The following is a 22867-nucleotide window of genomic DNA, read 5'->3' as shown; positions in this document are numbered from 1 at the left end:
GCCGTACCCATAGCGCGCGTCCCGCGCGTACTGCGAACTGCTCACGCCGACACACTCCAGGGGCCCAGGGGTCCGATCGGGCCCCAGAACCTAGCGGAGCGGCGGTCACTCTCCAAAGCGACGCGACTACGCCGCGTCGCGATCAGTAGCCGAAGGCGCGGGCCGTGTTCGCCGCGATGGCCGTCGCCAGCGTGTCCTCGTCGATCCCGCGCACGGCGGCCATCGCGCGCACCGTGACCGGAATGAGATACGGCGCGTTGGGCCGTCCGCGGTACGGCGCGGGCGTCAGGAACGGCGCGTCGGTCTCCACCAGCAGCAGCTCCTGCGGGGCCACCGCGACGGCGTCCCGCAGGTTCTGCGCGTTCTTGAAGGTGACGTTGCCGGCGAAGGACATGTAGTACCCCGCCTGCGCGCATATCTCCGCCATCTCGGCGTCGCCGGAATAGCAGTGGAACACCGTCCGCTCCGGCGCGCCCTCCTCCTTGAGGACGCGCAGGACGTCCGCGTGGGCGTCGCGGTCGTGGATGACGAGCGCCTTGCCGTGCCGCTTGGCGATCTCGATGTGGGCGCGGAAGGAGGTCTCCTGCGCCTCCTTGCCCTCGGGGCCGGTGCGGAAGTAGTCCAGGCCGGTCTCGCCGACGCCCTTCACCTGGGGCAGTGCGGCGAGCCGGTCGATCTCGGCCAGCGCGTCGTCGAGCGCGGCCTGCCCGCCGGGCTCGCGGGCGCCCTGCCGGGACCAGCCGTCGGGGTCGCCGTGCACGATGCGCGGGGCCTCGTTGGGGTGCAGGGCGACGGCGGCGTGGATGTTCTCGTAGGCCGCCGCCGTCTCGGCCGCCCACTGTGAGCCGCGCACGTCACAGCCGACCTGCACCAGCGTGGTCACGCCCACCGACTCGGCCTTCAGCAGGGCCTCGGGGACCGTGCCGGACTGCATGTCGAGGTGGGTGTGGGAGTCGGCGACCGGCACCCGGAGGGGTTCGGGCAGCGGCGGGGCTTCGTCGTGGGAAGACATGCCCCGATCCTACGAAAGGGGGATGCCCCGCAGCACCGGCTTGATCGCTTCGGTCTCCGGGCTCAGCCCGTGGACGAGCGCTTGTCGGCGACCACCGCGTCGAAGACGACCCGCTTCGGCACCCCCGCCTCCACGGCGACGGCCGCGATGGCCTCCTTGCGGCGCTCCCCCGCCTCCTCGCGCACCCGCACCCGCCGCACCAGCTCCGCCTCGTCCGGCGTCTCCGGCGCGCGCTCGGGGGCGCCCTCGACCACGACCGTGATCTCCCCGCGCACGCCCTGTGCCGCCCACTCCGCCAGCTCGGCCAGCGGTCCGCGCCGGACCTCCTCGTACGTCTTGGTCAGTTCGCGGCAGACGGCGGCCCGCCGCTCGCCGCCGAACACCTCGGCCATCGCGGCGAGGGTGTCGTCGAGCCGGTGCGGGGCCTCGAAGTAGACGAGGGTGCGCCGCTCCTCGGCGACCTCGCGCAGCCGGGCCAGCCGCTCGCCCGCCTTGCGCGGCGGGAATCCCTCGAAGCAGAAGCGGTCCACGGGCAGCCCGGACAGCGCGAGCGCGGTGAGCACGGCGGACGGGCCGGGGACGGCGGTCACCTTGATGTCCTGTTCGACGGCCGCCGCGACCAGCCGGTACCCGGGGTCGGACACCGACGGCATGCCCGCGTCGGTGACGAGCAGCACGCGCGCGCCGCCGAGCAGCGCCTCGACGAGTTCGGGGGTGCGGGCGGTCTCGTTGCCCTCGAAGTACGACACGACGCGGCCCTTGGGGGTGACGCCCAGCGCCTGGGTGAGGCGCCGCAGCCGCCGGGTGTCCTCGGCGGCGACCACGTCGGCCCCGGCCAGCTCCTCGGCGAGCCGGGGCGGGGCGTCGGAGATGTCGCCGATGGGGGTGCCGGCGAGGACCAGGGTTCCGGGAGTGTCTGTCACGGTTCCATCCTCGCAGGGGCCGTGCACGGGACTCACACAGCACGGTTCCCTACGATGGCGCGGTGACCAGTACCGCGTCCTCCACGGACACCCGGCAGGACCAGGCCGCCCCCGACCCGCGGCCGTCGTGGCAGCGGCGGCTGCGCCGTTTCGGTTACCTCGCACCGCCGCGGGGCGACGTCCGGGACCGGCTGGTGCCGCCGTACGCCGAGCCGAGCCCGCGGCTGTGGGCGGCGCTCGGGATCCCGGGCGGGCTCGCCGGACGGCTGGTGCGCTGGTCGGGCTGGACCGGCCCGCTGCTGGTGACGCTGTTCGCGGGTGTGCTGCGGTTCTGGAACCTGGGCAGCCCGAAGGCGGTGATATTCGACGAGACGTACTACGCCAAGGACGCCTGGGCGCTCGTCCACCGCGGCTTCGAGGTCAACTGGGACAAGGACGTCAACAAGCTGATCCTGGACTCGGGCGGGCAGGTGCCCATCCCGACGGACGCGGCGTATGTCGTGCACCCGCCGGTCGGCAAGTACGTCATCGGGCTCGGCGAACTGATCTTCGGTTTCGACCCGTTCGGCTGGCGGTTCATGACGGCGCTGCTCGGCACGCTGTCGGTGCTGATGCTGTGCCGGATCGGCCGCCGGCTGTTCCGTTCCACGTTCCTGGGCTGTCTCGCGGGCGCGCTGCTGGCGGTGGACGGGCTGCACTTCGTGATGAGCCGCACCGCGCTGCTCGACGGCGTGCTGATGTTCTTCGTGCTGGCCGCGTTCGGCTGCCTGGTCGTGGACCGGGACAAGGCGCGCCAGAAGCTGGCCGCCGCGCTCCCGGCGGACGCCGACGGCCGGGTCCGCCCCGACGCGTACGCGGCGGAGACGACCCGTCTGGGCTGGCGGCCGTGGCGGCTGCTGGCGGGCCTGATGCTGGGTCTGGCCGTCGGCACCAAGTGGAACGGCCTGTACTTCCTGGCGGCGTTCGGTGTGCTGACGGTCCTGTGGGACGTGGCCTCGCGCCGGGTGGCGGGCGCGCGCCGGCCGTACGCGACGGTGATCCGGCGCGATCTGGGCTGGGCGTTCCTGTCGACGGTGCCCGTCGCGATCGTCACGTACATCGCGAGCTGGACCGGCTGGATCCTGTCCCCGAGCGACGGCACCGGCGGCTACTACCGCAACTGGGCGGCGACCGACGGCAAGGACAGCAGCTGGTCGTGGCTGTTCCCGGACTGGTGGCGCAGCCTGTGGCACTACGAGAACCAGGTCTACGACTTCCACGTGGGCCTGTCGTCGCCGCACACGTACGAGTCGAACCCGTGGAGCTGGATCGTCGCGGGGCGCCCGGTGTCGTACTTCTACGAGTCGCCCGCGCCGGGCAAGGACGGCTGTCCCGTCGACGCGGGCGAGAAGTGCGCCCGCGAGGTGCTGGCGCTGGGCACGCCGGTGCTGTGGTGGGTGGCCTGCTTCGCGCTGCTGTACGTGCTGTGGCGCTGGTTCTTCCGCCGTGACTGGCGGGCGGGCGCGATCGTGTGCGCCGTCGCGGCCGGGTATCTGCCGTGGTTCCTGTACCAGGAGCGGACGATCTTCTTCTTCTACGCCGTGGTCTTCGTACCGTTCCTGTGCCTGGCGCTGGCGATGATGCTCGGCGCGCTGATCGGTCCGTCCGGCTCGGGCGACACCCGCAGGGTCGCGGGCGCGACGGGCGCGGGCGTGCTGGTGCTGCTGATCGCCTGGAACTTCATCTACTTCTGGCCGATCCACACCGGCACGGCGATCCCGATCGACGACTGGCGTTCAAGGATGTGGTTGGACACCTGGGTCTGACCGGCCTGGGTGGGTCCGCACCACACCGCCCGATAGATGCACCTCACAATAAGGAAAACATCCGCCCCCGTTGTCACACCCCGCGCCTACAGTGCGAGAAACCACAACGGGGAGGGGACTGCGCCATGCGCAAGGGGGTCAAGGGCGCCATCATCGGCTCGGTGTTCGCCGTGATGGTGGGCGGCGCCGGGTACGGGGCGTTCAACATCGTGTCCGCGCTGAGCGGTGACGGGGGCGGGGCGGGCGGCACCGAGACCGTGAAGTCCGGGCCGCCCAGCGAGGACGAGGTCGCGGAGACCACGCGGAAGTTCTTAGCCGCCTGGGAGAAGGGGCAGGGCCGGACGGCGGCGTCGTACACCAACAACGCCGGGGTGGCCGGGCCGCTGCTGACGGCCTTCGGCGAGGACGCGCACCTCACGGACGTGAAGATCACTCCGGGGGCCGCCAAGGGCGCCACGGTGCCGTTCGAGGTGCGGGCGACGGTGTCCTACGACGGCAAGAGCAAGCCGCTGGCCTACGACAGCCGGCTCACCGTGGTCCGCGGGGTCACCACCGGGCGCGCGCTGGTCGACTGGAAGCCGTCGGTCGTCCACCCGGCGCTGAAGGACGGCGACACCCTCGTCACGGAGGAGGCGGCGAGCCCGCCCATCGAGGCCGTCGACCGCGGCGGCGCGGTGCTGAACGCGGAGGAGTACCCCTCGCTCGGCCCGATCCTCGACGAGCTGCGCAAGCGGTACGGCGACAAGGCCGGCGGCAGCCCGGGCGTCGAACTGGTCGTGCGGCACCCGGAGGAGACCGGCGCGGCCGACACCTCGCTGCTGACCCTCGCCGAGGGCAGGCCCGGGAAGCTGCGGACGACGCTCAGCGCGACCGCGCAGGCGGCGGCCGAGAAGGCGGTGAAGCAGTATCCCGAGTCGTCGGTGGTCGCCGTCAAGCCGAGCACCGGCGAGGTGCTGGCGGTCGCCAACAACCGCGCGGACGGCTGGAACGCGGCGTTCCTGGGGCAGGCGGCGCCCGGGTCGACGATGAAGATCGTGAGTGCGGCGACCCTGATCGACAACGGGCTGACCAACATGAACGGGCCGGCTCCCTGTACCCCTACGGCGATGTGGGAGAGCCAGACCTTCGGCAACCTGCCCGGCCTGGAGCCCAACCTGAACGCCAACCTCTCGGAGAGCTTCGCCCGCTCCTGCAACACTGCCTTCATCAAGTTCGCCGACGAGCTGAAGGTCGACTCCCTCACCCGGGAGGCCGACGAGCGGTTCGGTCTCGGCCGGGACGACTGGCAGGTGGGTGTGCCCTCCTTCGACGGCTCGGTGCCCGCCTCCGGCGGCCCGGACGGCGCGGCCAACCTCATAGGCCAGGGCCAGGTCCAGATGAGCCCGCTGAACATGGCGTCGGTGATCGCCACCGCCAAGACGGGCACCTTCCGGCAGCCGGTGATCGTGCCGCAGAGCCTGGACGGCCGGGAACTGGCCACCGCGCGGGGGCTGTCGCCGAGCACGGCCGAGCAGCTGCGGGCCATGATGAACCGCACCGCCACCAGCGGCACCGCGGCCGAGGTGATGGCCGGACTGCCCGGCGCCATCGGCGCGAAGACCGGTTCCGCCGAGGTCGACGGGGCGAAGGCGAACAGCTGGTTCACCGGGTACCGGGACGACGTCGCGGCGGCGGCCATGGTCCAGCAGGGCGGCCGGGGCGGTGACGCGGCGGGCCCGATCGTGGCGTCGGTGCTCCGCGCGGGCGGCTGACCCACCAGAGGACACCTTCGCGTGCGGGCGGGTGGCTGATCTCACGCCCGCACGAGGGGACTCTAGGGTGGTGCAGTCGTTGCAGACGGTGAAGGCTGTGGGGCCGTAGAGGCCGGGATACGCACCGGCGCTCCGGAGTGCCCGGGGATGTCGCGGAGGATCGGGAAGAAGTGGGCAACAGAAGGCGCGTCGCCGAGCGACGGAACACGAGACCCGCGGTCATCGGCGGGGTGATCGCCGCGGTCGTCGGCGGCGCCGGAATCGGCGCGTACGCGCTGCTGGGCGGCGGAGCCGCGGCCGAGGACGGGACGGCGAACTCGACCGCCGCCCAGCCGCGCACGAAGTCCGTCAAGACCGGGCCGCTGTCCGCCGCCGAGGTCACCACCACGGCACAGCGCTTTCTCACCGCCTGGCAGCGGGGCCAGGTCCGGCAGGCCGCCGCCGCGACGGACGACACCGCGGCGGCCACCGCCCTGCTCACCGGCTACGCCAAGTCCGCCCGCGTCGAGAACGTCACCCTCACCCCCGGTCCCCGCACCGGCGACAAGGTGCCGTTCACCGTGAAGGGCACGGTCACCTACAAGGGAGTGAGCAAGCCGCTCGCGTACGAGAGCGCGCTGACCGTGGTGCGCCGCGCCTCGGACGGGGAGCCGCTGGTCGGCTGGTCGCCGGCCGTCGTCCACCCGGATCTGCGCGAGGGCGACACGCTCGTGACCGGCGAGGCCGGCACCCCGCCGGTGAAGGCGCTGGACCGCGACGGCGGCGAGCTGACCAGCGAGAAGTACCCCTCGCTGGAGCCGGTCCTCGACGGGCTGCGCGAGAAGTACGGCAAGAAGGCGGGCGGCACGGCGGGCGTCGAGCTGCGGGTGGTCCGCGGCAAGGAGTCCAAGGCGCGGAAGCTGTCCGACAAGACGCTGCTGGAGCTGAGCGAGGGCACGCCCGGCACCGTGAAGACGACGCTCAGCCCCCGGATGCAGGCCGCCGCCGAGCGGCAGGTCGCCGCCAAGGCCCGCGCCTCGGTCGTCGTGCTCAAGCCCTCGACCGGCGAGATCCTGGCGGTGGCGAACTCCTCGCGCGGCTTCAACACCGCCTTCCAGGGCTCGCTGGCCCCCGGCTCCACCATGAAGGTCATCACCGCGTCCCTGCTCATCGAAAAGGGGCTGGCCTCGGCGGACAAGGCGCATCCGTGCCCGAAGTACTTCACGTACGGCGGCTGGAAGTTCCAGAACGACGACAAGTTCGAGATCAAGGGCGGCACGTTCAAGGCGAGCTTCGCCCGCTCCTGCAACACGGCCTTCATCAGCCAGGCGCCCAAGCTGAAGGACGACGACCTGACCCGGCAGGCCCAGCAGGTGTTCGGGCTGTCGCTGAACAACTGGGCCGTCGGGGTGCCCACCTTCGACGGCTCGGTGCCGGTGCAGTCGCAGGCCCAGATGGGCGCGTCCCTGATCGGCCAGGGCGGCGTGCGGATGAACCCGCTGAACATGGCGTCGGTGTCGGCGACCGTGAAGTCGGGCGTGTTCCGCCAGCCGTATCTGGTCGCCCCGTCGGTGGACGGCCGCACGCTGGCCACGGCCCAGCGCACCCTGTCCGCCTCGACGCTGGCCCAGCTGCGGGACCTGATGTCCTACACGGCCGCCTACGGGACGGCGGCGGAGGCGATGGCCGGGGTGAGCGGTGACGTGGGCGCGAAGACCGGCTCCGCGGAGGTCGACGGCCAGAAGAAGCCCAACGGCTGGTTCACGGCGTACCGGGGCGACCTCGCTGCGGCGGGTGTCGTCCAGGCGGCCGGGCACGGTGGCGAGACGGCGGGGCCGATCGTGGCCTCGCTGCTGAAGCTCGGCGGCTGAACCACTCGGCAGCTGAGTACTCGGCAACTGGGACTCAGCAGCTGAGCACCCGGCGGCTGAGCACCCGGCGGGCCGAAGCAGGCCGTCAGCCGGCGGTGGAGACCGGGAGCGCCGTGTAGGTGCGGCGCAGGAAGCGCATCAGCGCCTTGGTCTCGAACTGGACCACGGAGACGCCGTGCGGGTCGTGGAACTCGACCACGGCCTGCACGCGTCCGCACGGCCACACCCGGACGCTGCCGGAGCCGGCCGGGGCCTCGGCCGGGGCGCGCAGTCCCCGTTCGAGAAGCTCGCGGTCGAAGGTCCATTCGTGGTCGCCGGGGAGATCCATCCGCACCGCGCCGGGGTCGGCATCCGGGTCGTAGCGGAGGATGACCGGAACCGCTCGCTGTTCGTCCTCCACCTGGTCGGCGGTGTCGGTGACTATGTGGGCCCGCGCGTACTGCTCGACTACAGACATAGAAGGACCCCTTACCCAGCGTGACCGATGCGGAAACCCGTGTGTCCGCTTCTTCTTCAATGTCCTATATTCCGCGATTCACGCCTCGGGGGCGACAAGAGAGAGACTCGCTCTTGCAAAGGGTTCGCATCAAGCCACTATCATCGAACGGTGCATGTACCTGACGGATTCATCAACGCCCCCACCTCCGTAGCCACCGGAGTCGTCGCCGCGGGTGCCGTCGCCGTGAGCCTGCGGGGCGCGCGCCGCGAGCTCGACGAGCGGACCGCGCCGCTGGCCGGACTGGTGGCGGCGTTCATCTTCGCCGTCCAGATGCTCAACTTCCCGGTCGCCGCGGGCACCAGCGGGCACCTCCTCGGCGGGGCGCTCGCCGCGATACTGGTCGGCCCCTACACCGGCGTCCTGTGTATATCCGTGGTCCTGCTCATGCAGGGCATCCTCTTCGCGGACGGCGGCCTGACCGCGCTCGGCGTGAACATCACCGACATGGCGGTGGTCACGGTGATCGTCGCCTACGCGTTCTTCCGCGGCCTGGTGAAGGTGCTGCCGCGCACCCGCCGCTCCGTCACCGCCGCCTCCTTCGTCGCCTCGCTGGTCTCGGTGCCGGCCGCCGCGCTCGCCTTCACGTTCTTCTTCTGGATCGGCGGCACCACCGACGTCTCCATCGGCAAGGTCGCCGGCGCCATGGTCGGCGTGCACCTCCTCATCGGCATCGGCGAGGCCGCGATCACCGCGCTGACCGTCGGCGCCGTGATCGCCGTACGCCCGGACCTCGTGTACGGCGCCCGCGATCTGCGCGCGCCGCTGAAGCTGCGGGTGGGCGGGGAGCTCGTCGACGCGCCCGCTCCCGAGGCCGCCCCGGTCGCGGCACGGGCCTCGCACCGCGCGGTGTGGATCGGCGGCCTCGTGGCCTCCGTGGTCCTCGCCGGGTTCGTCAGCTTCTACGCCTCCGCCGACCCGGACGGCCTGGAGAAGGTCGCCGCCGACCACGGCATCGACAAGAAGGCCGAGGAGCACGCGATCGCCGACTCGCCGCTCGCCGACTACGGGGTCGAGGACGTCGACGACGCCCGGCTCTCCGGCGGCCTCGCCGGGGTGATCGGCGTCGGTGTGACCGTCGTCGCGGGCAGCGCCGTGTTCTGGGCGGTGCGCCGCCGCCGCTCCGCCGAGACCTCGCCGTCGTCCACCGCCACCCCCGAGAACGTCTGAGGCCGCCGTCATGGGCGCAGGGCACGCGCACCGGCTGTACCGGCGAGGCGACTCGCCGGTGCACGCGCTGCCGCCGCACACCAAGCTCGCCGCCGTCTTCGCCTTCGTGGTGGTCGTGGTCTCCACACCCCGGGAGGCGATGTGGGCGTTCGGGCTGTACGCGGCGCTGCTCGCCGGTGTCGCGTGCCTCGCGCGCGTGCCCGCCGGTTTCCTGCTGAAGCGGCTGCTGATCGAGGTGCCGTTCGTCGCGTTCGCGGTGCTCATGCCGTTCGTGGCGGAGGGCGAGCGGGTCGAGGTGCTGGGGATGTCCCTCAGCGTCAGCGGGCTGTGGGGCGCCTGGAACGTGCTCGCCAAGGGCACCCTCGGCGTCGCCGCCTCCGTGCTGCTGGCGGCCACCACCGAGCTGCGGGAGCTGCTGCTGGGTCTCCAGCGGCTGAGGCTGCCGCCGCTGCTGGTGCAGATCGCCTCCTTCATGATCCGTTACGGCGATCTCATCACCGACGAGATGCGGCGCATGCGGATCGCCCGGGAGTCCCGGGGCTTCGAGGCGCGCGGGGTGCGGCACTGGGGCGTGCTCGCGAAGTCGGCGGGCGCCCTGTTCATCCGCTCCTACGAACGCGGGGAACGCGTGCACCTGGCCATGATCAGCCGGGGGTACGCCGGTGCCATGCCCGTGATCGACGAGGTGACCGCGTCCCGCGCGCAGTGGTCGTACGCCCTCGCCCTGCCCGTCGCCGCGCTCGTGATCTGTCTGCTGGGATGGATGCTGTGACAGCTTCTGTGGACTCCGCCGCCCCGTCGGGAACTCCGGCCTCCCTTGAGGTCTCCGGCCTCGCCTTCGCCTACCCCGACGGGCACCAGGCCCTGTTCGGCGTGGACTTCTCGATCGCGCGGGGCGAGCGGGTGGCGCTGCTCGGGCCGAACGGCGCGGGCAAGACGACCCTCGTCCTGCACCTGAACGGCATCCTGACCGGCGGCACGGGCAGCGTGAGGGTCGCCGGGCTGCCGGTGGACAAGCGGAACATGGCTCAGATCCGGCGCAAGGTCGGCATCGTCTTCCAGGACCCCGACGACCAGCTGTTCATGCCGACGGTGCGGGAGGACGTGGCGTTCGGGCCGGCGGCGGCCGGGCTGAAGGGCGCGGAGCTGGAGGCGCGGGTCGACCGCGCGCTGGAGCGGGTCGGCATGGAGCGGTTCAAGGACCGCCCGCCGCACCACCTGTCCTTCGGGCAGCGGCGCCGGGTGGCCGTCGCGACGGTGCTCGCCATGGAGCCGGAGATCCTGGTCCTGGACGAGCCGTCGTCCAACCTGGACCCGGCCTCCCGCCGTGAACTCGCCGACATCCTGCGGTCGTTGGACGTGACGGTGCTGATGGTCACCCACGATCTGCCGTACGCCCTGGAGCTGTGCGCGCGCTCGCTGATCCTGAGCGAGGGGGTCATCGCGGCCGACGGGCCGACCGGTGAGCTGCTGTCCGACGAGGCCCTGATGCGCGCCCACCGTCTGGAGCTGCCGTTCGGCTTCGATCCGCGGTCCGTGACAATGGGCGCGTGACGCGCCGAGACGACGAGGGAGTCGAGCAGGCCGAGGGGCCGCCGCTCCTCGACCAGCAGCTGTGCTTCGCGCTGTACGCCGCCCAGCGCGCGGTGACCGCCGCGTACCGCCCGCTCCTGGACGAGCTGGGTCTCACCTACCCGCAGTACCTGGTGCTGCTGGTGCTCTGGGAGCGCGGTGAGATCACGGTGAAGGAGCTGGCGGGCGCGCTGCGGCTGGACTACGGCACCATGTCGCCGCTCCTGAAGCGGCTGGAGAGCGCCGGTCTGGTACGCCGGGAGCGCGCGGCCCACGACGAGCGCTCGGTGCTCGTCGCGTGCACCGGGCGCGCGGAGGAACTACGCGAGCGCGCGTCACGGGTGCCCGCCGCCCTCCTCACGGCGACGGGACTCGACGCGGCGGACGTCGCCCGGATGCGTGAGGAACTGTGGCAGCTCGCGCACCGCGCGGAGGAGGCGGCGGCCCGCGCCCGCTGAGCCCCCTCCCCGCGGCATACTCACCCCGCCGCGTGCCGCGCCCCCGCCGACGCCATCCCCAGCCAGGTGTGCGGGTTGCCCTCCCAGCACCAGCCGAGCTTGGGCATGCCCTGGCTGATCCAGATCGCGGGGACGCGGTGGTCGCCGGAGCGGGAGCCGCCGAGGGAGAAGCACTTGTTCTTCACCAGCACCTCGGGGAAGTGGGTGATCAGTGCGATGCCCTCCTCGATGGTGAGCAGGGTGCGGCCACGCCCGGCGATGGTCTCCATGGCGTCGTTCGGCACGACCCCGCAGAACTCCTCGCCGCGCTCCACGTCGGACACCAGGTGGACGCGGTGGCCGGGGACGGCCACCGAGGGGATGGCGACGAACCGTTCCAGCGCGCCGGGCTCGAAGCTGTCGTCGACGAAGCCCGGCTTCTTCTTGCCGTGCAGCGTGGTGAGGGCCATCGTCCGCTCGACCGGCGCCGCCTCGCGGGTGACGACCAGCAGGAACGGCACCCGCCCGGCCGCCACGTCCGGCTCCGCCGTCCCGGACGCCGCCTCGCGCAGGGGGGCGCACAGCTTCTCGAAGTCCGCCGGGGAGAGCCCGCACAGCTCCGGATAACCGAGGTCGATCAGATTGCGTACCTGCCGGTCGAACTCGCGCGCGGTCATGGAGTCCCTTCGGAGGGGAGAGGTTGACGGAACAAAGTTAGGTCCGACCTAGAAATGTGTCAAGCATAAATTTGGGCGAGGCATAGCTAGACTGCACCGCATGACCCAAGCGACGACCGGCCTGCGGGCCCTGAAGAAGCGCCAGACCAGGGAGAAGATCTCGCATGAGGCCACCCGGCTCTTCCTGGAGCGGGGCTTCGACAACGTGACGATCGCGGACGTGGCCGCTGCCGCGCAGGTGGCCAAGATGACCGTCACCAACTACTTCCCGCGCAAGGAGGACCTGGCCCTGGACCTGGCCGGCGTCTTCGTCGAGATGCCCGCCGACGCGGTCCGCGGCCGGGCCCCGGGCGAGTCCGCGCTGGCCGCGCTGCGCCGCGCCTTCCTGGCCGCCGCGGCCGGGCACGACCCGGTGATCGGCTTCTCCGGCCTCCCCTTCGCCCGCATGGTCACCGACAGCCCCGCCCTGGTGGCCCGGCTGCGCGAGTTCCACGACCTCCGCGAGAAGGCCCTGGCCCAGGCCCTCGCCGAGGAGACCGGCGCGACCCCGGACGACATCCGCCCCCGCGTCGCCGCCGCACTGCTGGGCGGCGTCCACCGGCTGCTGTTCGAGGAGACCCTGCGGCTGACCCTCGACGGCCACGGCAACGACGAGATCGCCCTGATCGTCACCGCCCAGGCGCGTACGGCCTTCGCGACGCTGGAGCCCGCCCTCGGCGGCTACGCGGTACGCCCCACCGCCCGCTGACCGGCCGGTCCGCTGTTACCCGCGGTCGCTCCCCCTCGCCGCACCCACCGAACCTACTCGCCGGTACCTTGTGCACGATGCGTCCGCTCATCCGCCCTGGGGGAGGTCCCGCCGTGTCCGAAGGCGTCGCCGTCGACACCCGCCCGACAAAGATCATGTACGTCGCAGAAGCCACCGCGCACGGCGGCAGGGACGGCTATGTGACCAGCCAGGACGGCCAGATCCAGCTGAAGGTGGCGATGCCCCCGGAGCTGGGCGGCGACGGCAACGGCACCAACCCGGAGCAGCTCTTCGCGGCCGGTTACAGCTCCTGCTTCCACAACGCGCTGATCCTGGTCGGCAACCGGGAGGGCTACGACCTCACCGGCTCCACGGTCGCCGCCAAGGTCGGCATCGGCCCGAACCGCAACCGCGGCTACGGCCTCGCCGTCGCCCTCAGCGTCTCGCTGCCCGTCCTCGACCCGGACATCGCCGCCAAGCTGGTCGACGCGGCCCACGAGGTCTGCCCGTACTCCAACGCCACCCGCGGGAACATCGACGTGACGATTCTGCTTGGGTGAGAGAGGCGACCCGCACAGCAGAGGAGGAGTACGGACGTGGACGTGCACGGCACCGTGGCCGAGGGGTTCGAGCCGGTCAGGGAAGCGTTCGTACGGAACTTCGAGACGCTCGGCGACCGGGGCGCGGCGGTGGCCGTCTACCGGGACGGGCACAAGGTGGTCGACCTGTGGGGCGGCACCCGGGACATCGACGGCATCGAGCCCTGGCGGCCCGGCACCGCGCAGATCGTCCGCTCGGCGACCAAGGGCGTCGCCGCCGCCGTCCCCCTGCTGCTGCACCAGCGCGGCGAGCTGGACCTGGACGCGCCGGTCGGCGAGTGGTGGCCGGAGTACAAGACTGCGGGCAAGGAGCGCACCCTGGTCCGGCATCTGCTCGCGCACCGCGCGGGCGTGCCGGTGCTGGACCGCCCGCTGACGCCCGCCGAGGCCGCCGACCCGGTGCTCGGCGCGGAGGCGGTCGCGGCACAGGCGCCGGTGTGGGAGCCGGGCACGGACCACGGCTATCACCCGCACACGTTCAGCTGGTTCGTGGCCGAGTTGGTGCGCCGGGTCACCGGCCGGCCGATCGGCGAGTGGATCGCCGACGAGATCGCGGGCCCGGTCGGGGCGGACTTCCGGCTCGGGGTGCCCGCGGCCGAGGCCGCCCGGGTGGGCCGGGTCGGACCGGTGACGGCCGAGGAGGCGGCGGGCGCCCTGCGCACCCGCCCGAAGCGCGCGGTCACCGACGCCTACGCGGACCCCGCGTCCCTGACCCGCCGCGCGTTCGGCGCGATCTCCCCGAAGCCCGACGAGAACGACCCGGTCTACCGCGCCGCCGCCCTGCCCGGCTCCAGCGGCGTCGCCACCGCCGACGGGCTGGCCCGGATCTACGCGTCCCTGATCGGGGAGATCGACGGCGGCGTCCGGCTCTTCACCCCGGAGACGGCCGGCCTCGCGCGCGGCGAGCAGTCCGCGGGCCCGGACCGGGTGCTGGTCGTGAACACCCGCTTCGGCCTCGGCTACATGCTGCACGGCAGCGCGTCCCCGCTGCTGTCCCCCGGTTCCTTCGGTCATCCGGGCCGCGGCGGCTCCCTCGGCTTCGCCGACCCGGAGTCGGGGATCGCCTTCGGCTATGTGACCAACGGTTTCCGCAAGAGCGTCACCGCGGACCCGCGCGCGCAGGCGCTGGTGAGGGCGGTCCGTACCGCTCTCACCGGCGCCTGACCCGCCACGGGCTCATACGTGGATGGGGTGGGAGGTCCGCCCCGACGCCGAGTCGATCTCGTCGTGCGCCTTGGTGAGCAGCCGCATGGCGAGTTCGTTCAGCGCGCGGGCACCGGCGATCTCCTCGCCCACCCTGGGCTGATTCGCGTCCGTGTGGTGCCTGCTGGCGTGGCCGTGGGAGCGCACCTCGCTGCCGTCGGGCAGCCGCACCAGCGCGGCGGCCTCGGTGTGCCGGTCGTCCTCCTTGAACTCCAGCTCGACGTGCCATCCCACTGCGGTGTGCATGGTCATGACGATCACCTCCGGAAGGGCCTGCTTCCAGAGTGCTCCTCATGGCGCACGGACGCATCCATTGGAGCGGTCACTTGGCGACGTACGTCAGGAAGTCGGTCCACGTGGCGGGAGTGAGGGTGAGGTGCGGGGTGTCGGGGGTCTTGGAGTCGCGGACGTGGATCTTGGCGGGGGTGGTGGCGACCTCGACGCAGTCGCCGGGTTCGTTGCTGCTGCTGTAGCTGCTCTTGAACCAGTGGAGTTCAGAGTTGCTCATAGTCTCCCCAGCGCTTGCTCGATGAACGCTTGCGACTCCCTCGGCGTGAGAGCCTGCGCCCGGATCATGCCATAGCGCAGTTCGAGGATCCGAAGATCCCTTGGGTGCGAGACCGGGCGCCCGTTGAACGCGCCCTCGGAGCGTCCGACCGCCGTACCGTCAGCGAACTTCAGCACCTCGATCAGGCCGGGGACTCCGGCGTGCTCCTCCCTGTCGGTAGGCATGACCTGGAGCGCTACGTTCCGCAACTTGGCCACCTCCAGCAGGTGTTCGAGTTGGCGGCGCAACACCATCTTGCCTCCGAGTGGCCGTTCGAGCGTCACCTGTTCCTGGACAAAGCTGAGCGCCGGGGCAGGCTCTCGCTCGAAGACGGACTTACGGGCCATGCGCGCGGCGATCTCACGCTCGATCACGTCCGGAGACAGGGCCGGCTGCCGCATCTCGTACAGCGCCTGCGCATACTCCGGCGTCTGCAACAAGCCGTGGATGTTGTGATTGCTGTACAGCAGCATCTCCACCGACCGCGCCTCAAGATCCGCCAGCTCCCGCACCTTCTTCGGATATCGCGCCCTCCGCATGTCCTCCATGAACGCCCTGAGATGACCTTGCGCGTTCAGGATCTGGTCCGCCCTGTCCAGGAACTCCGGCCGGGGAATCCGCACCCCGCGCTCGATCTTCCGGATCATGTCCTCGCCGTAGCCCATCACCTCGGCGAGATCGCTCACCCGCATCCCGGCCGCCTCCCGGCAGACCCTCAGCAGCCGCCCGACCGCCTGCACCACCGGCTCGATCTCGTCGCCGGGCTCGACGTCCCAACCCGCTTCTTCCACAACCTCGTTGCTCATCGCGACCCACCTCCAACGCGCTTCCGTACCCGTACAACCCCCGAGACACCCGAGACAGCGCAGGACAAAGCCAGGACAGTCACCGTACGCACAGGCGTTGTCACTGATCCACGGAAGCAGCTTCGGCCACGCTGAGTGACATGAACCGCGAGATGAGTGCCCCTGAAAACCAACTCACCCACCGCATCCGCCACTTCACGGTGCTCCTGTCCCCCACGCCCAGAGGCGCGCGGCTCGGCCGGCTGCTCGCCACGGAGCAGCTGCGCTCCTGGGGCCTGCCGCTGGACCCTGCGGAGAACGTCATCGCGGAGCTGGCGGTGAACGCGGCGACGCACGGGCGGGTGCCCGGACGGGACTTCCGGCTGACCCTGTACGTCGTCGCGCGCACCCTGCGTGTGGAGGTCACGGACACGCGGGCCGAGTGCCTGCCGCGGCTCGGTCCGGGCTACGGGCTGCGGCTCGTGGACGCGCTGGCCGACCGGTGGGGTGTGGCCGCGGGGCCGTCGCCGCGGAAGACGGTCTGGGCAGAGATCAGCCGGTGAGGGCGCCCCGTCCCCACGGAGCCCTCACCGGCTGGTTTCACACGGCCGTCAGACGCGGACCAGTTCGCGGTCCTCGTCCGGGTCCTTGCGGCCGTCGGTCCCGGTGCGCAGGCCCTCGCCCTCGACGTCGACGTTGGGCAGTGCGCGGTCCAGCCACTTCGGCAGCCACCAGGCCTTCTTGCCGAGCAGGGCGAGTACCGCGGGGACGATGGCCATGCGGACGACGAACGCGTCGAAGAAGACGGCGATCGCGAGGCCGAAGCCGATCATCTTGACCATGGACTCGCTGGAGCCGATGAAGCCCGCGAAGACCGCCATCATGATCACCGCGGCGGCCGTGACGACCCGCGCGCCGTGCTTGAAGCCGGTCACGATCGCCTGGCCGGGCTTCTCCCCGTGGACGTAGGCCTCGCGCATCCGGGTCACGAGGAACACCTCGTAGTCCATGGCGAGGCCGAACACCACGCCGACCATGAAGATCGGCATCATCGACATGACGGGGCCGGTCTCCTCGACGCCCATCAGGCCGGACAGCCAGCCCCACTGGAAGACCGCGACGACCGCGCCGAGCGCCGCGAGGACGCTGAGCAGGAAGCCGAGGGCCGCCTTCAGCGGGACGAGGATCGAGCGGAAGACCACGATCAGCAGGAGGAAGGCGAGGCCGACCACCAGGGCCAGGTACGGCAGCAGCGCGTCGTTCAGCTTCTGCGAGACGTCGATGTTCATCGCCGTCGCGCCGGTGACCAGCACCTGGCCGTCCTTGCCGGCGGTCAGGTCGGCGCCGGTGTCGCGGATGGCGTGGACCAGTTCCTCGGTGGTGGCCGAGGACGGCTTGGCGTCCGGGATGACGGTGATCGTGGCGGTGTCGCCGGCCTTGTTGGGCGCGGGCGGGGTCACGGTCACCACGTTGTCGAGGCCCTTGACCTCGTCGGCGACGTCCGTGAAGAGGGTCTGCGGGTTCGCGCTGTCCTTGCCGTCGACGACGACCATGAGCGGGCCGTTGAAGCCGGGGCCGAAGCCCTCGGAGAGGAGGTCGTAGGCGCGGCGCTGGGTGGTCGACGTGGGCTGGGAGCCGTCGTCGGGCAGGCCGAGTTCGAGCGAGGCGGCCGGGACCGCGGCGGCGCCGAGGCCGAGGATGCCGAGCAGCAGCACGGCCACCGGCCGGCGCACGACGAAGCTGGCCCAGCGGGTGCCCATGTTCGGGCGGGCCGGCTTCTTCGGCGTACGGCCGCCGCCGAGGAGCTTGCTCTTCTCGCCGGTCGGGCGGACCCTGCGGCCCGCGTAGCCGAGCAGCGCGGGGATCATGGTGAGCGCGATCAGGACGGCGATGGCGACCGTGCCCGCCGCGGCGATGCCCATCTTGGTCAGCATCGGGATGTTGACGACCGACAGGCCGACCAGGGCGATGACGACGGTGAGGCCGGCGAAGACCACCGCGGAACCGGCGGTGCCGACGGCCCGGCCGGCCGCCTCCTCGCGGTCGCGCCCCTCGGCGAGTTCCGCGCGGTAGCGGGAGACGATGAACAGGGCGTAGTCGATGCCGACCGCCAGGCCGATCATCGTGGCGAGGGTGGAGGTGGTGGAGCCCAGGTCGAGGGGACTCGCCAGCGCGGTGATCGTCGCGACGCCGATGCCGACGCCGATGATGGCGGTGAGCAGCGGCAGTCCGGCGGCGAGCAGCGAGCCGAAGGTGATGACGAGGACGACCGCGGCGACCGCGATACCGATGATCTCGGAGCTGCCGGTGTGCGGCACGGCCTGGAGGGCGTCACCGCCGATCTCGACGGTCAGCCCGGCGTCCCGCGCGTCCTCGGCGGCGCCTTCCAGGGCCTCCTTGGTGGTGTCCTTCAGCTCCATGCCGGACACCTTGTAGGTGACCTGGGCGTAGGCGACCGTGCCGTCGCGGCTGACGGACCTGGCCTGGTACGGGTCGGCGACGGCGGCGACCTCGGAGCCGTCGGCCAGCTCCCGGACCGTCTCCCGGACGGTCGCCTTGTTCTCGGCGTCGGTCATCTTCTCGCCCGCGGGCGCCTTGAAGACGACGCGCGCGGTGGCGCCGTCGGCGCTCATGCCGGGGAAGCGTTCCTCCAGCAGGTCGAAGGCCTTCTGGGCCTCGGTGCCGGGGATCGAGAAGGAGGTGGTGCCGGGGGTGGGGGCGCTTGCCGCGCCGACGCCCGCGAGCGTCAGCAGCGCCACCCATATGAAGGCGACGATGTGCCTTCGCCGGAACGAGAACCGGCCGAGTCGGTAGAGAAACGTGGCCACGAGGGCGTACTCCCGGTCAGTCGTGGGGTGGTCAGGGCAGGGGTTATCGGCCCGACGACGTGAGCGGTCGCGTCAGGTGGTGCTGAGTGGGGTGCTCAGGTGGTGGTGACGCCGAGGGCGGGGAGGACCACGGCGTCGATGTACGAGATGAGGAAGGACTGCGTGGGCGGCAGCTCGTCGATCAGGGCCCGGGTGACGAACGCGCCCAGCAGCATGTGCAGCACGTACTCCAGCGCCGGGTTGTCCGCGCGGACCTCGCCCCGGTCGACGGCGCGCCGCAGCACCCGCCGGAACTCCTCCAGCTCCGGTTCGATGAGCAGTTCCTTGAACGCCCGCAGCAGGTCCGGGTTGGTGTGGACCGCCATGGCCAGCCCCCGGATCAGCGCGGTGTTCTGCTCCATCGTGCAGTCGTCCTCGCGGGTCACGAGGGCGAGCAGGTCGCCCCGGAGCGACCCGGTGTCCACGTCGGCGATCCGGCCCGGCTTCATGTGCCGCATCGCCCGCGCCACCAGTTCGGCCTTGCCGCCCCACTGGCGGTAGAGCGTGGCCTTGCTGGAGTGGGTGCGGGCGGCGACGGCGTCCATGGTCAGGGCGTCGTAGCCGACTTCGCGGAGCAGGTCGAGCACGGCGGTGTACAGCTCGGCCTCCCGCTCGGGCGTGAGCCGGCTGCGCCGCGGGGTGGCGGTGTCGGCCATGCTCCTCACCTCTTCCGGGTTCCGAACCTCTACCGGTCGAAACGGGCTTCCGAACGACACGGTTTCGTACAGGTTCAGGGTAGCGCCGGGTGCGAGCGAAACGAAACGGTTTCGTACGTGTGCTGGGTCACCTCTGTCAAAGCGGCATAAGTTGCTCGGCCCCCATACCGGGCAAAGCATGAAGAGGTGACCTATCTGCGCCTGCCCCACCTCCATCGTGACCTGCTGTGCTTCGTGGCCGAGGACGACCTCTGGCTCGCCCCGCTCGACGGACCGGGCCGTGCCTGGCGGCTCACCGCCGACCGCACCAAGATCGGCCACCCCCGCTTCTCCCCCGACGGCCGCCACCTCGCCTACACGAGCTGGCGCAGCCTCGTCCCGGAGATCCACCTGGTCCCCGTGGCCGGCGGCCCGTCCCGGCAACTCACCTACTGGGGCAGCCCCGACACCCGGGTCTGCGGCTGGACACCCCCGGAGGGCGACGGCCCCGGCGACATCCTCGCCGTCGCCTCCCACGGCGAGCCCTTCTCGTACTTCACCTGGGCGTACAAGGTCTCGACCGACGGCGACCCCGGCCGCAAGCTGCCCTGGGGCCCGGTCGCCGACATCCAGGTCGCCGACCTCCCCGACGGGCACCGCACCCTGCTGCTCACCGGCACCCCGCCGCACGAGCCCGCCGCCTGGAAGCGCTACCGGGGCGGCGCCATGGGCCGCCTCTGGCTGCACGGGCAGCGCCTCCTCGCCGACCTGGAGGGCCATCTGCACTCGCCGATGTTCGTCGGCGACCGGATCGCCTTCCTCTCCGACCACGAGGGCGTCGGCAACCTCTACTCCTGCGCCCACGACGGCTCCGACCTGCGCCGTCACACCGACCACGACGCCTTCTACGCCCGGCACGCCGCCAGCGACGGCACCCGCGTGGTCTACCAGTGCGCCGGTGACCTGTGGATCGTCGACGACCTGGCCCCCGACGCCGTACCGCGCAAGCTCGACGTACGGCTCGACGGGCCGCGCACCGGCCGCCGCCCCTACCAGGTCCCGGCCGCCCAGCACGTCGACGCGCTCTCCGTCGACGAGACGGGCCGCGCCAGCGCCGTCGTCGTCCGCGGCAGCCTGTACTGGCTCACCCACCGCGACGGCCCCGCCCGCACCCTCACCGACACCCCCGGCGTGCGGATCCGGCTGCCGGAGATGCTGGGCTCGCGCGGGCAGGTGGCGTATGTGACGGACGCCGAGGGCGAGGACGCCGTCGAGATCGCCTATCTGCCGCGCGCCACCGGCGACCGCGAGCCCCGGCGGCTCGCCTCCGGCCGGCTGGGCCGGGTCCTCGAACTGGTCGCCGACCCGCGGGGCGAACGCCTCGCCATCGCCGCGCACGACGGACGGCTGCTGCTGATCGACGCGACCGAGGAGTCGGACGGCGAGGTCACCGAGCTGATCCGGTCCGACAACGGCCCGGTCCGCGACCTCGCCTTCTCCCCGGACGGCTGCTGGCTGACCTGGTCGCACCCCGGCATCGGCCGCTCGCTGCGGCAGATCAAGCTGGCCCGGATCGCCGGTGCCGCCGCGGAGGGGGCGCCGGTCGTCGTCGACGTCACCAACGGCCGCTTCGAGGACGAGAACCCGGTCTTCACCCGCGACGGCCGCTACCTCGCCTTCCTCTCCTGGCGCGGCTTCGACCCGGTCTACGACGTGCACACCGGCGACCTGTCCTTCCCGCTCGGCTGCCGCCCCTACCTGGTGCCGCTCTCCTCGGCCACCCCCTCCCCGTTCGCCCTCGACCCCGACGGCCGCCCCGCCGCCGGCGGGCTCGGGCAGCTCGGCGACATCGGCGACCTCGGCGAGGAGGGCGGCGGCGAGGGCACCGTCACCGTGGAGGTGGAGGGCCTGGAGAGCAGGGTCACCCCGTTCCCGGTCGCCGCCTCCAAGTACTCGGCGCTCGCCCCCGTCGCGGGCGGCGGACTGGTCTGGCTGCGCTGGCCGATCTCCGGCGCGCTCGGCGAGACCTTCGTCAACCCGGACGACACCACCGGCCGCCCCACCCTGGAGTACTTCAACATCACCAAGGCCAAGCGGTCCGAACTCGTCGGCCACCTCGACTGGTTCGCCGTCAGCGGCGACGGCAGCCGCCTCGTCGTGGTCGACGAGGGCGACCTGCGCGCGGTGCCGTCCACGGAGAGCGGCGACAGCGACACCACCACCTGGATCGACCTGCGCCGCATCCTGCACGAGGTCGACCCGGGCGCCGAGTGGCGCCAGGCCTACGAGGAGGCCGGGCGGCTGATCCGCGCCTACTTCTGGGACCCCGGCATGTGCGGCATCGACTGGGACGCCGTCCTCGACCAGTACCGCCCGCTGGTCGACCGGGTCGCCTCCCCCGACGAGTTCGCCGACCTGCTGCGCGAGGTCCTCGGCGAACTCGGCACCTCGCACGCCTACGTCAGCGCCGCCCGCCGCAACGAGGGCCCGCCCCACTACCAGCGCTGGCAGGGCCTGCTCGGCGCCAACCTCGTCTGCCGCGACGGCCGGTGGATGGTCAAGCGCATCCTGCCCGGCGACTCCTCCGACTCCAAGGCCCGTTCCCCGCTGGCAGGTTCGGGCATCCGCGAGGGCGCGGTCCTCACCCATGTCGACGGCCGGCCCGTGGACCCGGTGACGGGGCCCTTCCCGCTGCTCGCGGGGGCGGGCGGGACGACCGTGGAGCTGACGTTCGCCTCACCGGAGCCTCCCGAGGGGGCCCAGGGGGGCGGGGATGGGGAGGGAGCCGGGAGCGAGGGCGCGGGTGCGGGCGAGGGTTCGGGCGCGGGCGCGGGTGCGGGTTCGGGCGCGGGCGCGGGCGCGGGTTCGGGCGCGGGCGCGAGCGAGGGTTCGGGCGCGGGTTCGGGCGCGGGCGCGGGTTCGGGCGCGGGCGCGGGTTCGGGCGCGGGCGCGGGTTCGGGCGCGGGTGCCGGGCGCTCCCGGCGCGTCGCCGTCGTCCCGCTCATCGACGAACGCCCGCTGCGCTACCAGGACTGGGTGGCCAAACGCCGCGAGGTGGTCCGGGAGTTGAGCGGCGGACGCTGCGGCTATCTGCACATCCCCGACATGGGCGGCTCCGGCTGGGCCCAGTTCAACCGCGACCTGCGCATGGAGGTCTCCCGGCCCGCCCTCATCGTCGACGTACGCGGCAACGCCGGCGGCCACATCAGCGAACTCGTCATCGAGAAGCTGACCCGCACCATCCTCGGCTGGGACCTCACCCGCGACGCCCAGCCGGTGTCGTACACCTCCAACGCCCCGCGCGGGCCGGTGGTGGCCCTCGCCGACGAGGCGACCTCCTCCGACGGCGACATGATCACAGCCGCATTCAAGCTGCTGAAGCTGGGCCCGGTGGTCGGCCAGCGCACCTGGGGCGGCGTCGTCGGCATGACCGGGCGCCACCGCCTCGGCGACGGCACCGTGATCACCGTGCCGATGAACGCGGCCTGGTTCGACGCGTACGGCTGGTCCGTCGAGAACCAGGGCGTCAGCCCCGACGTGGAGGCGCTGCGCACCCCGCTGGACTGGGCCGAGGGCCGCTACGCCCAGCTCGACGACGCCGTGCACCTCGCCCTGGAACTGCTGGAGACCAACCCGGCGGCCACACCGCCGGACTACCGCCACGTACCGGACCGGTCGCGGCCGAAGCTGCCGCCGCGGTCCTGACCGCCGACCGCCGCGGTCCCGCGGCCAGGGCAACCGCAACGCGGGGCGCCCTCGAAATGGAGGACACCCCGCGTCGGCATGAACC

At 72.1% G+C, this 22867-nt stretch carries 21 protein-coding genes; 12 read left to right on the top strand and 9 right to left on the bottom strand.

Going from position 1 to position 22867, the window contains the following annotated elements; genetic code table 11:
• Positions 1–142: 142 nt before the first annotated feature.
• Positions 143–1012 carry a TatD family hydrolase gene (locus ACIG0D_RS09805; RefSeq protein WP_399797858.1) on the bottom strand — a complete coding sequence of 290 codons (870 nt, stop codon included), beginning with the start codon at positions 1010–1012 and terminating at the stop codon, positions 143–145.
• A gap of 62 nt (positions 1013–1074) precedes the next feature.
• On the bottom strand, positions 1075–1935 hold the full coding sequence (gene rsmI / locus ACIG0D_RS09800; protein ID WP_399797855.1) for a 16S rRNA (cytidine(1402)-2'-O)-methyltransferase: 861 nt from the start codon (positions 1933–1935) through the stop codon (positions 1075–1077).
• A 62-nt stretch (positions 1936–1997) separates the two neighbouring features.
• Here rsmI and ACIG0D_RS09795 point away from each other — a divergent pair, with 62 nt between their 5' ends.
• The 3 genes from ACIG0D_RS09795 to ACIG0D_RS09785 all read left to right on the top strand — a co-directional run bounded on the left by ACIG0D_RS09795 (position 1998) and on the right by ACIG0D_RS09785 (position 7341).
• Positions 1998–3740, top strand: a complete 1743-nt coding sequence (locus ACIG0D_RS09795; RefSeq protein WP_399797853.1) for a dolichyl-phosphate-mannose--protein mannosyltransferase — start codon at positions 1998–2000, stop codon at positions 3738–3740.
• 125 nt (positions 3741–3865) lie between these two features.
• Positions 3866–5491, top strand: a complete 1626-nt coding sequence (locus ACIG0D_RS09790) for a penicillin-binding transpeptidase domain-containing protein (RefSeq protein WP_399797851.1) — start codon at positions 3866–3868, stop codon at positions 5489–5491.
• A gap of 170 nt (positions 5492–5661) precedes the next feature.
• Entirely contained in the window at positions 5662–7341 is a 1680-nt protein-coding gene (locus tag ACIG0D_RS09785; protein WP_399797848.1) for a penicillin-binding transpeptidase domain-containing protein, read from the top strand.
• Positions 7342–7426: 85 nt separating this feature from the next.
• Here the strand turns inward: ACIG0D_RS09785 and ACIG0D_RS09780 are convergent, their stop codons facing one another.
• The gene (locus ACIG0D_RS09780; RefSeq protein WP_399797846.1) at positions 7427–7798 is read right to left on the bottom strand and encodes an SsgA family sporulation/cell division regulator; all 372 of its coding nucleotides are present in this window, start codon (positions 7796–7798) and stop codon (positions 7427–7429) included.
• Between the two features lie 150 nt (positions 7799–7948).
• On the opposite strand from ACIG0D_RS09780, the gene ACIG0D_RS09775 reads away from it, so the two are divergent.
• Genes ACIG0D_RS09775 through ACIG0D_RS09760 form a run of 4 tightly spaced genes read left to right on the top strand, consistent with a single transcriptional unit; the run spans position 7949 to position 11037 of the window.
• A complete protein-coding gene (locus ACIG0D_RS09775) occupies positions 7949–9007 on the top strand; it encodes an energy-coupling factor ABC transporter permease (RefSeq protein ID WP_399797843.1) in 1059 nt (352 codons plus the stop codon).
• Positions 9008–9017: 10 nt separating this feature from the next.
• A complete protein-coding gene (cbiQ, locus tag ACIG0D_RS09770) occupies positions 9018–9779 on the top strand; it encodes a cobalt ECF transporter T component CbiQ (protein WP_399797841.1) in 762 nt (253 codons plus the stop codon).
• Complete coding sequence (locus tag ACIG0D_RS09765) at positions 9767–10561, top strand: energy-coupling factor ABC transporter ATP-binding protein (RefSeq protein WP_399797838.1); 795 nt, start codon at positions 9767–9769, stop codon at positions 10559–10561. The genes cbiQ and ACIG0D_RS09765 overlap by 13 nt, the downstream gene beginning before the upstream one ends.
• Complete coding sequence (locus tag ACIG0D_RS09760; protein ID WP_399797836.1) at positions 10558–11037, top strand: MarR family winged helix-turn-helix transcriptional regulator; 480 nt, start codon at positions 10558–10560, stop codon at positions 11035–11037. Before ACIG0D_RS09765 ends, ACIG0D_RS09760 begins: the two co-directional genes overlap by 4 nt.
• Before the next feature lie 20 nt (positions 11038–11057).
• On the opposite strand, the gene ACIG0D_RS09755 is transcribed toward ACIG0D_RS09760, so the two are convergent.
• On the bottom strand, positions 11058–11693 hold the full coding sequence (locus ACIG0D_RS09755) for a DUF5701 family protein (protein WP_399797833.1): 636 nt from the start codon (positions 11691–11693) through the stop codon (positions 11058–11060).
• 100 nt (positions 11694–11793) lie between these two features.
• Here ACIG0D_RS09755 and ACIG0D_RS09750 point away from each other — a divergent pair, with 100 nt between their 5' ends.
• The 3 genes from ACIG0D_RS09750 to ACIG0D_RS09740 all read left to right on the top strand — a co-directional run bounded on the left by ACIG0D_RS09750 (position 11794) and on the right by ACIG0D_RS09740 (position 14204).
• The gene (locus ACIG0D_RS09750) at positions 11794–12441 is read left to right on the top strand and encodes a TetR/AcrR family transcriptional regulator (protein ID WP_399797831.1); all 648 of its coding nucleotides are present in this window, start codon (positions 11794–11796) and stop codon (positions 12439–12441) included.
• Between the two features lie 113 nt (positions 12442–12554).
• Positions 12555–13001: an organic hydroperoxide resistance protein gene (locus ACIG0D_RS09745; protein WP_399797829.1), complete on the top strand. Its 447-nt coding sequence runs from the start codon at positions 12555–12557 to the stop codon at positions 12999–13001.
• 36 nt (positions 13002–13037) lie between these two features.
• Positions 13038–14204, top strand: coding sequence for a serine hydrolase domain-containing protein (locus ACIG0D_RS09740; RefSeq protein ID WP_399797826.1), 1167 nt, complete (start codon positions 13038–13040; stop codon positions 14202–14204).
• A 12-nt stretch (positions 14205–14216) separates the two neighbouring features.
• Here ACIG0D_RS09740 and ACIG0D_RS09735 read toward each other — a convergent pair whose 3' ends face one another.
• From ACIG0D_RS09735 to ACIG0D_RS09725, 3 genes are all read right to left on the bottom strand, one after another.
• A complete protein-coding gene (locus ACIG0D_RS09735) occupies positions 14217–14495 on the bottom strand; it encodes a DUF1876 domain-containing protein (RefSeq protein ID WP_365762772.1) in 279 nt (92 codons plus the stop codon).
• A 70-nt stretch (positions 14496–14565) separates the two neighbouring features.
• Positions 14566–14751, bottom strand: coding sequence for a DUF397 domain-containing protein (locus ACIG0D_RS09730; RefSeq protein ID WP_399797822.1), 186 nt, complete (start codon positions 14749–14751; stop codon positions 14566–14568).
• Positions 14748–15596, bottom strand: a complete 849-nt coding sequence (locus ACIG0D_RS09725) for a helix-turn-helix transcriptional regulator (RefSeq protein ID WP_365762776.1) — start codon at positions 15594–15596, stop codon at positions 14748–14750. The genes ACIG0D_RS09730 and ACIG0D_RS09725 overlap by 4 nt, the downstream gene beginning before the upstream one ends.
• Positions 15597–15748: 152 nt before the next feature.
• Here ACIG0D_RS09725 and ACIG0D_RS09720 point away from each other — a divergent pair, with 152 nt between their 5' ends.
• Positions 15749–16138 carry an ATP-binding protein gene (locus ACIG0D_RS09720; RefSeq protein ID WP_399797818.1) on the top strand — a complete coding sequence of 130 codons (390 nt, stop codon included), beginning with the start codon at positions 15749–15751 and terminating at the stop codon, positions 16136–16138.
• Between the two features lie 48 nt (positions 16139–16186).
• Here ACIG0D_RS09720 and ACIG0D_RS09715 read toward each other — a convergent pair whose 3' ends face one another.
• Entirely contained in the window at positions 16187–18403 is a 2217-nt protein-coding gene (locus tag ACIG0D_RS09715; protein ID WP_399797816.1) for an MMPL family transporter, read from the bottom strand.
• A gap of 95 nt (positions 18404–18498) precedes the next feature.
• The gene (locus ACIG0D_RS09710) at positions 18499–19098 is read right to left on the bottom strand and encodes a TetR/AcrR family transcriptional regulator (RefSeq protein ID WP_399797813.1); all 600 of its coding nucleotides are present in this window, start codon (positions 19096–19098) and stop codon (positions 18499–18501) included.
• Positions 19099–19284: 186 nt separating this feature from the next.
• Here ACIG0D_RS09710 and ACIG0D_RS09705 point away from each other — a divergent pair, with 186 nt between their 5' ends.
• Positions 19285–22782: a S41 family peptidase gene (locus ACIG0D_RS09705; protein ID WP_399797810.1), complete on the top strand. Its 3498-nt coding sequence runs from the start codon at positions 19285–19287 to the stop codon at positions 22780–22782.
• The last annotated feature ends 85 nt before the right edge of the window (positions 22783–22867 follow it).

It is taken from the genome of Streptomyces sp. NPDC052773 (assembly GCF_044547145.1).
Taxonomy (GTDB): Bacteria; Actinomycetota; Actinomycetes; order Streptomycetales; family Streptomycetaceae; genus Streptomyces.
Note: the sequence above shows the minus strand (reverse complement) of the source record. Positions and strands in the feature narration are given on the sequence as shown.

Bases quoted from the DNA above. Each gene is read 5' to 3' on its own strand.
- ACIG0D_RS09805 (WP_399797858.1), bottom strand. From the start codon at position 1,012: ATGTCTTCCCACGACGAAGCCCCGCCGCTGCCCGAACCCCTCCGGGTG.
- ACIG0D_RS09790 (WP_399797851.1), top strand. From the start codon at position 3,866: ATGCGCAAGGGGGTCAAGGGCGCCATCATCGGCTCGGTGTTCGCCGTG.
- ACIG0D_RS09780 (WP_399797846.1), bottom strand. From the start codon at position 7,798: ATGTCTGTAGTCGAGCAGTACGCGCGGGCCCACATAGTCACCGACACC.
- cbiQ (WP_399797841.1), top strand. From the start codon at position 9,018: ATGGGCGCAGGGCACGCGCACCGGCTGTACCGGCGAGGCGACTCGCCG.
- ACIG0D_RS09765 (WP_399797838.1), top strand. From the start codon at position 9,767: ATGGATGCTGTGACAGCTTCTGTGGACTCCGCCGCCCCGTCGGGAACT.
- ACIG0D_RS09755 (WP_399797833.1), bottom strand. From the start codon at position 11,693: ATGACCGCGCGCGAGTTCGACCGGCAGGTACGCAATCTGATCGACCTC.
- ACIG0D_RS09750 (WP_399797831.1), top strand. From the start codon at position 11,794: ATGACCCAAGCGACGACCGGCCTGCGGGCCCTGAAGAAGCGCCAGACC.
- ACIG0D_RS09735 (WP_365762772.1), bottom strand. From the start codon at position 14,495: ATGACCATGCACACCGCAGTGGGATGGCACGTCGAGCTGGAGTTCAAG.
- ACIG0D_RS09730 (WP_399797822.1), bottom strand. From the start codon at position 14,751: ATGAGCAACTCTGAACTCCACTGGTTCAAGAGCAGCTACAGCAGCAGC.
- ACIG0D_RS09725 (WP_365762776.1), bottom strand. From the start codon at position 15,596: ATGAGCAACGAGGTTGTGGAAGAAGCGGGTTGGGACGTCGAGCCCGGC.
- ACIG0D_RS09720 (WP_399797818.1), top strand. From the start codon at position 15,749: ATGAGTGCCCCTGAAAACCAACTCACCCACCGCATCCGCCACTTCACG.
- ACIG0D_RS09710 (WP_399797813.1), bottom strand. From the start codon at position 19,098: ATGGCCGACACCGCCACCCCGCGGCGCAGCCGGCTCACGCCCGAGCGG.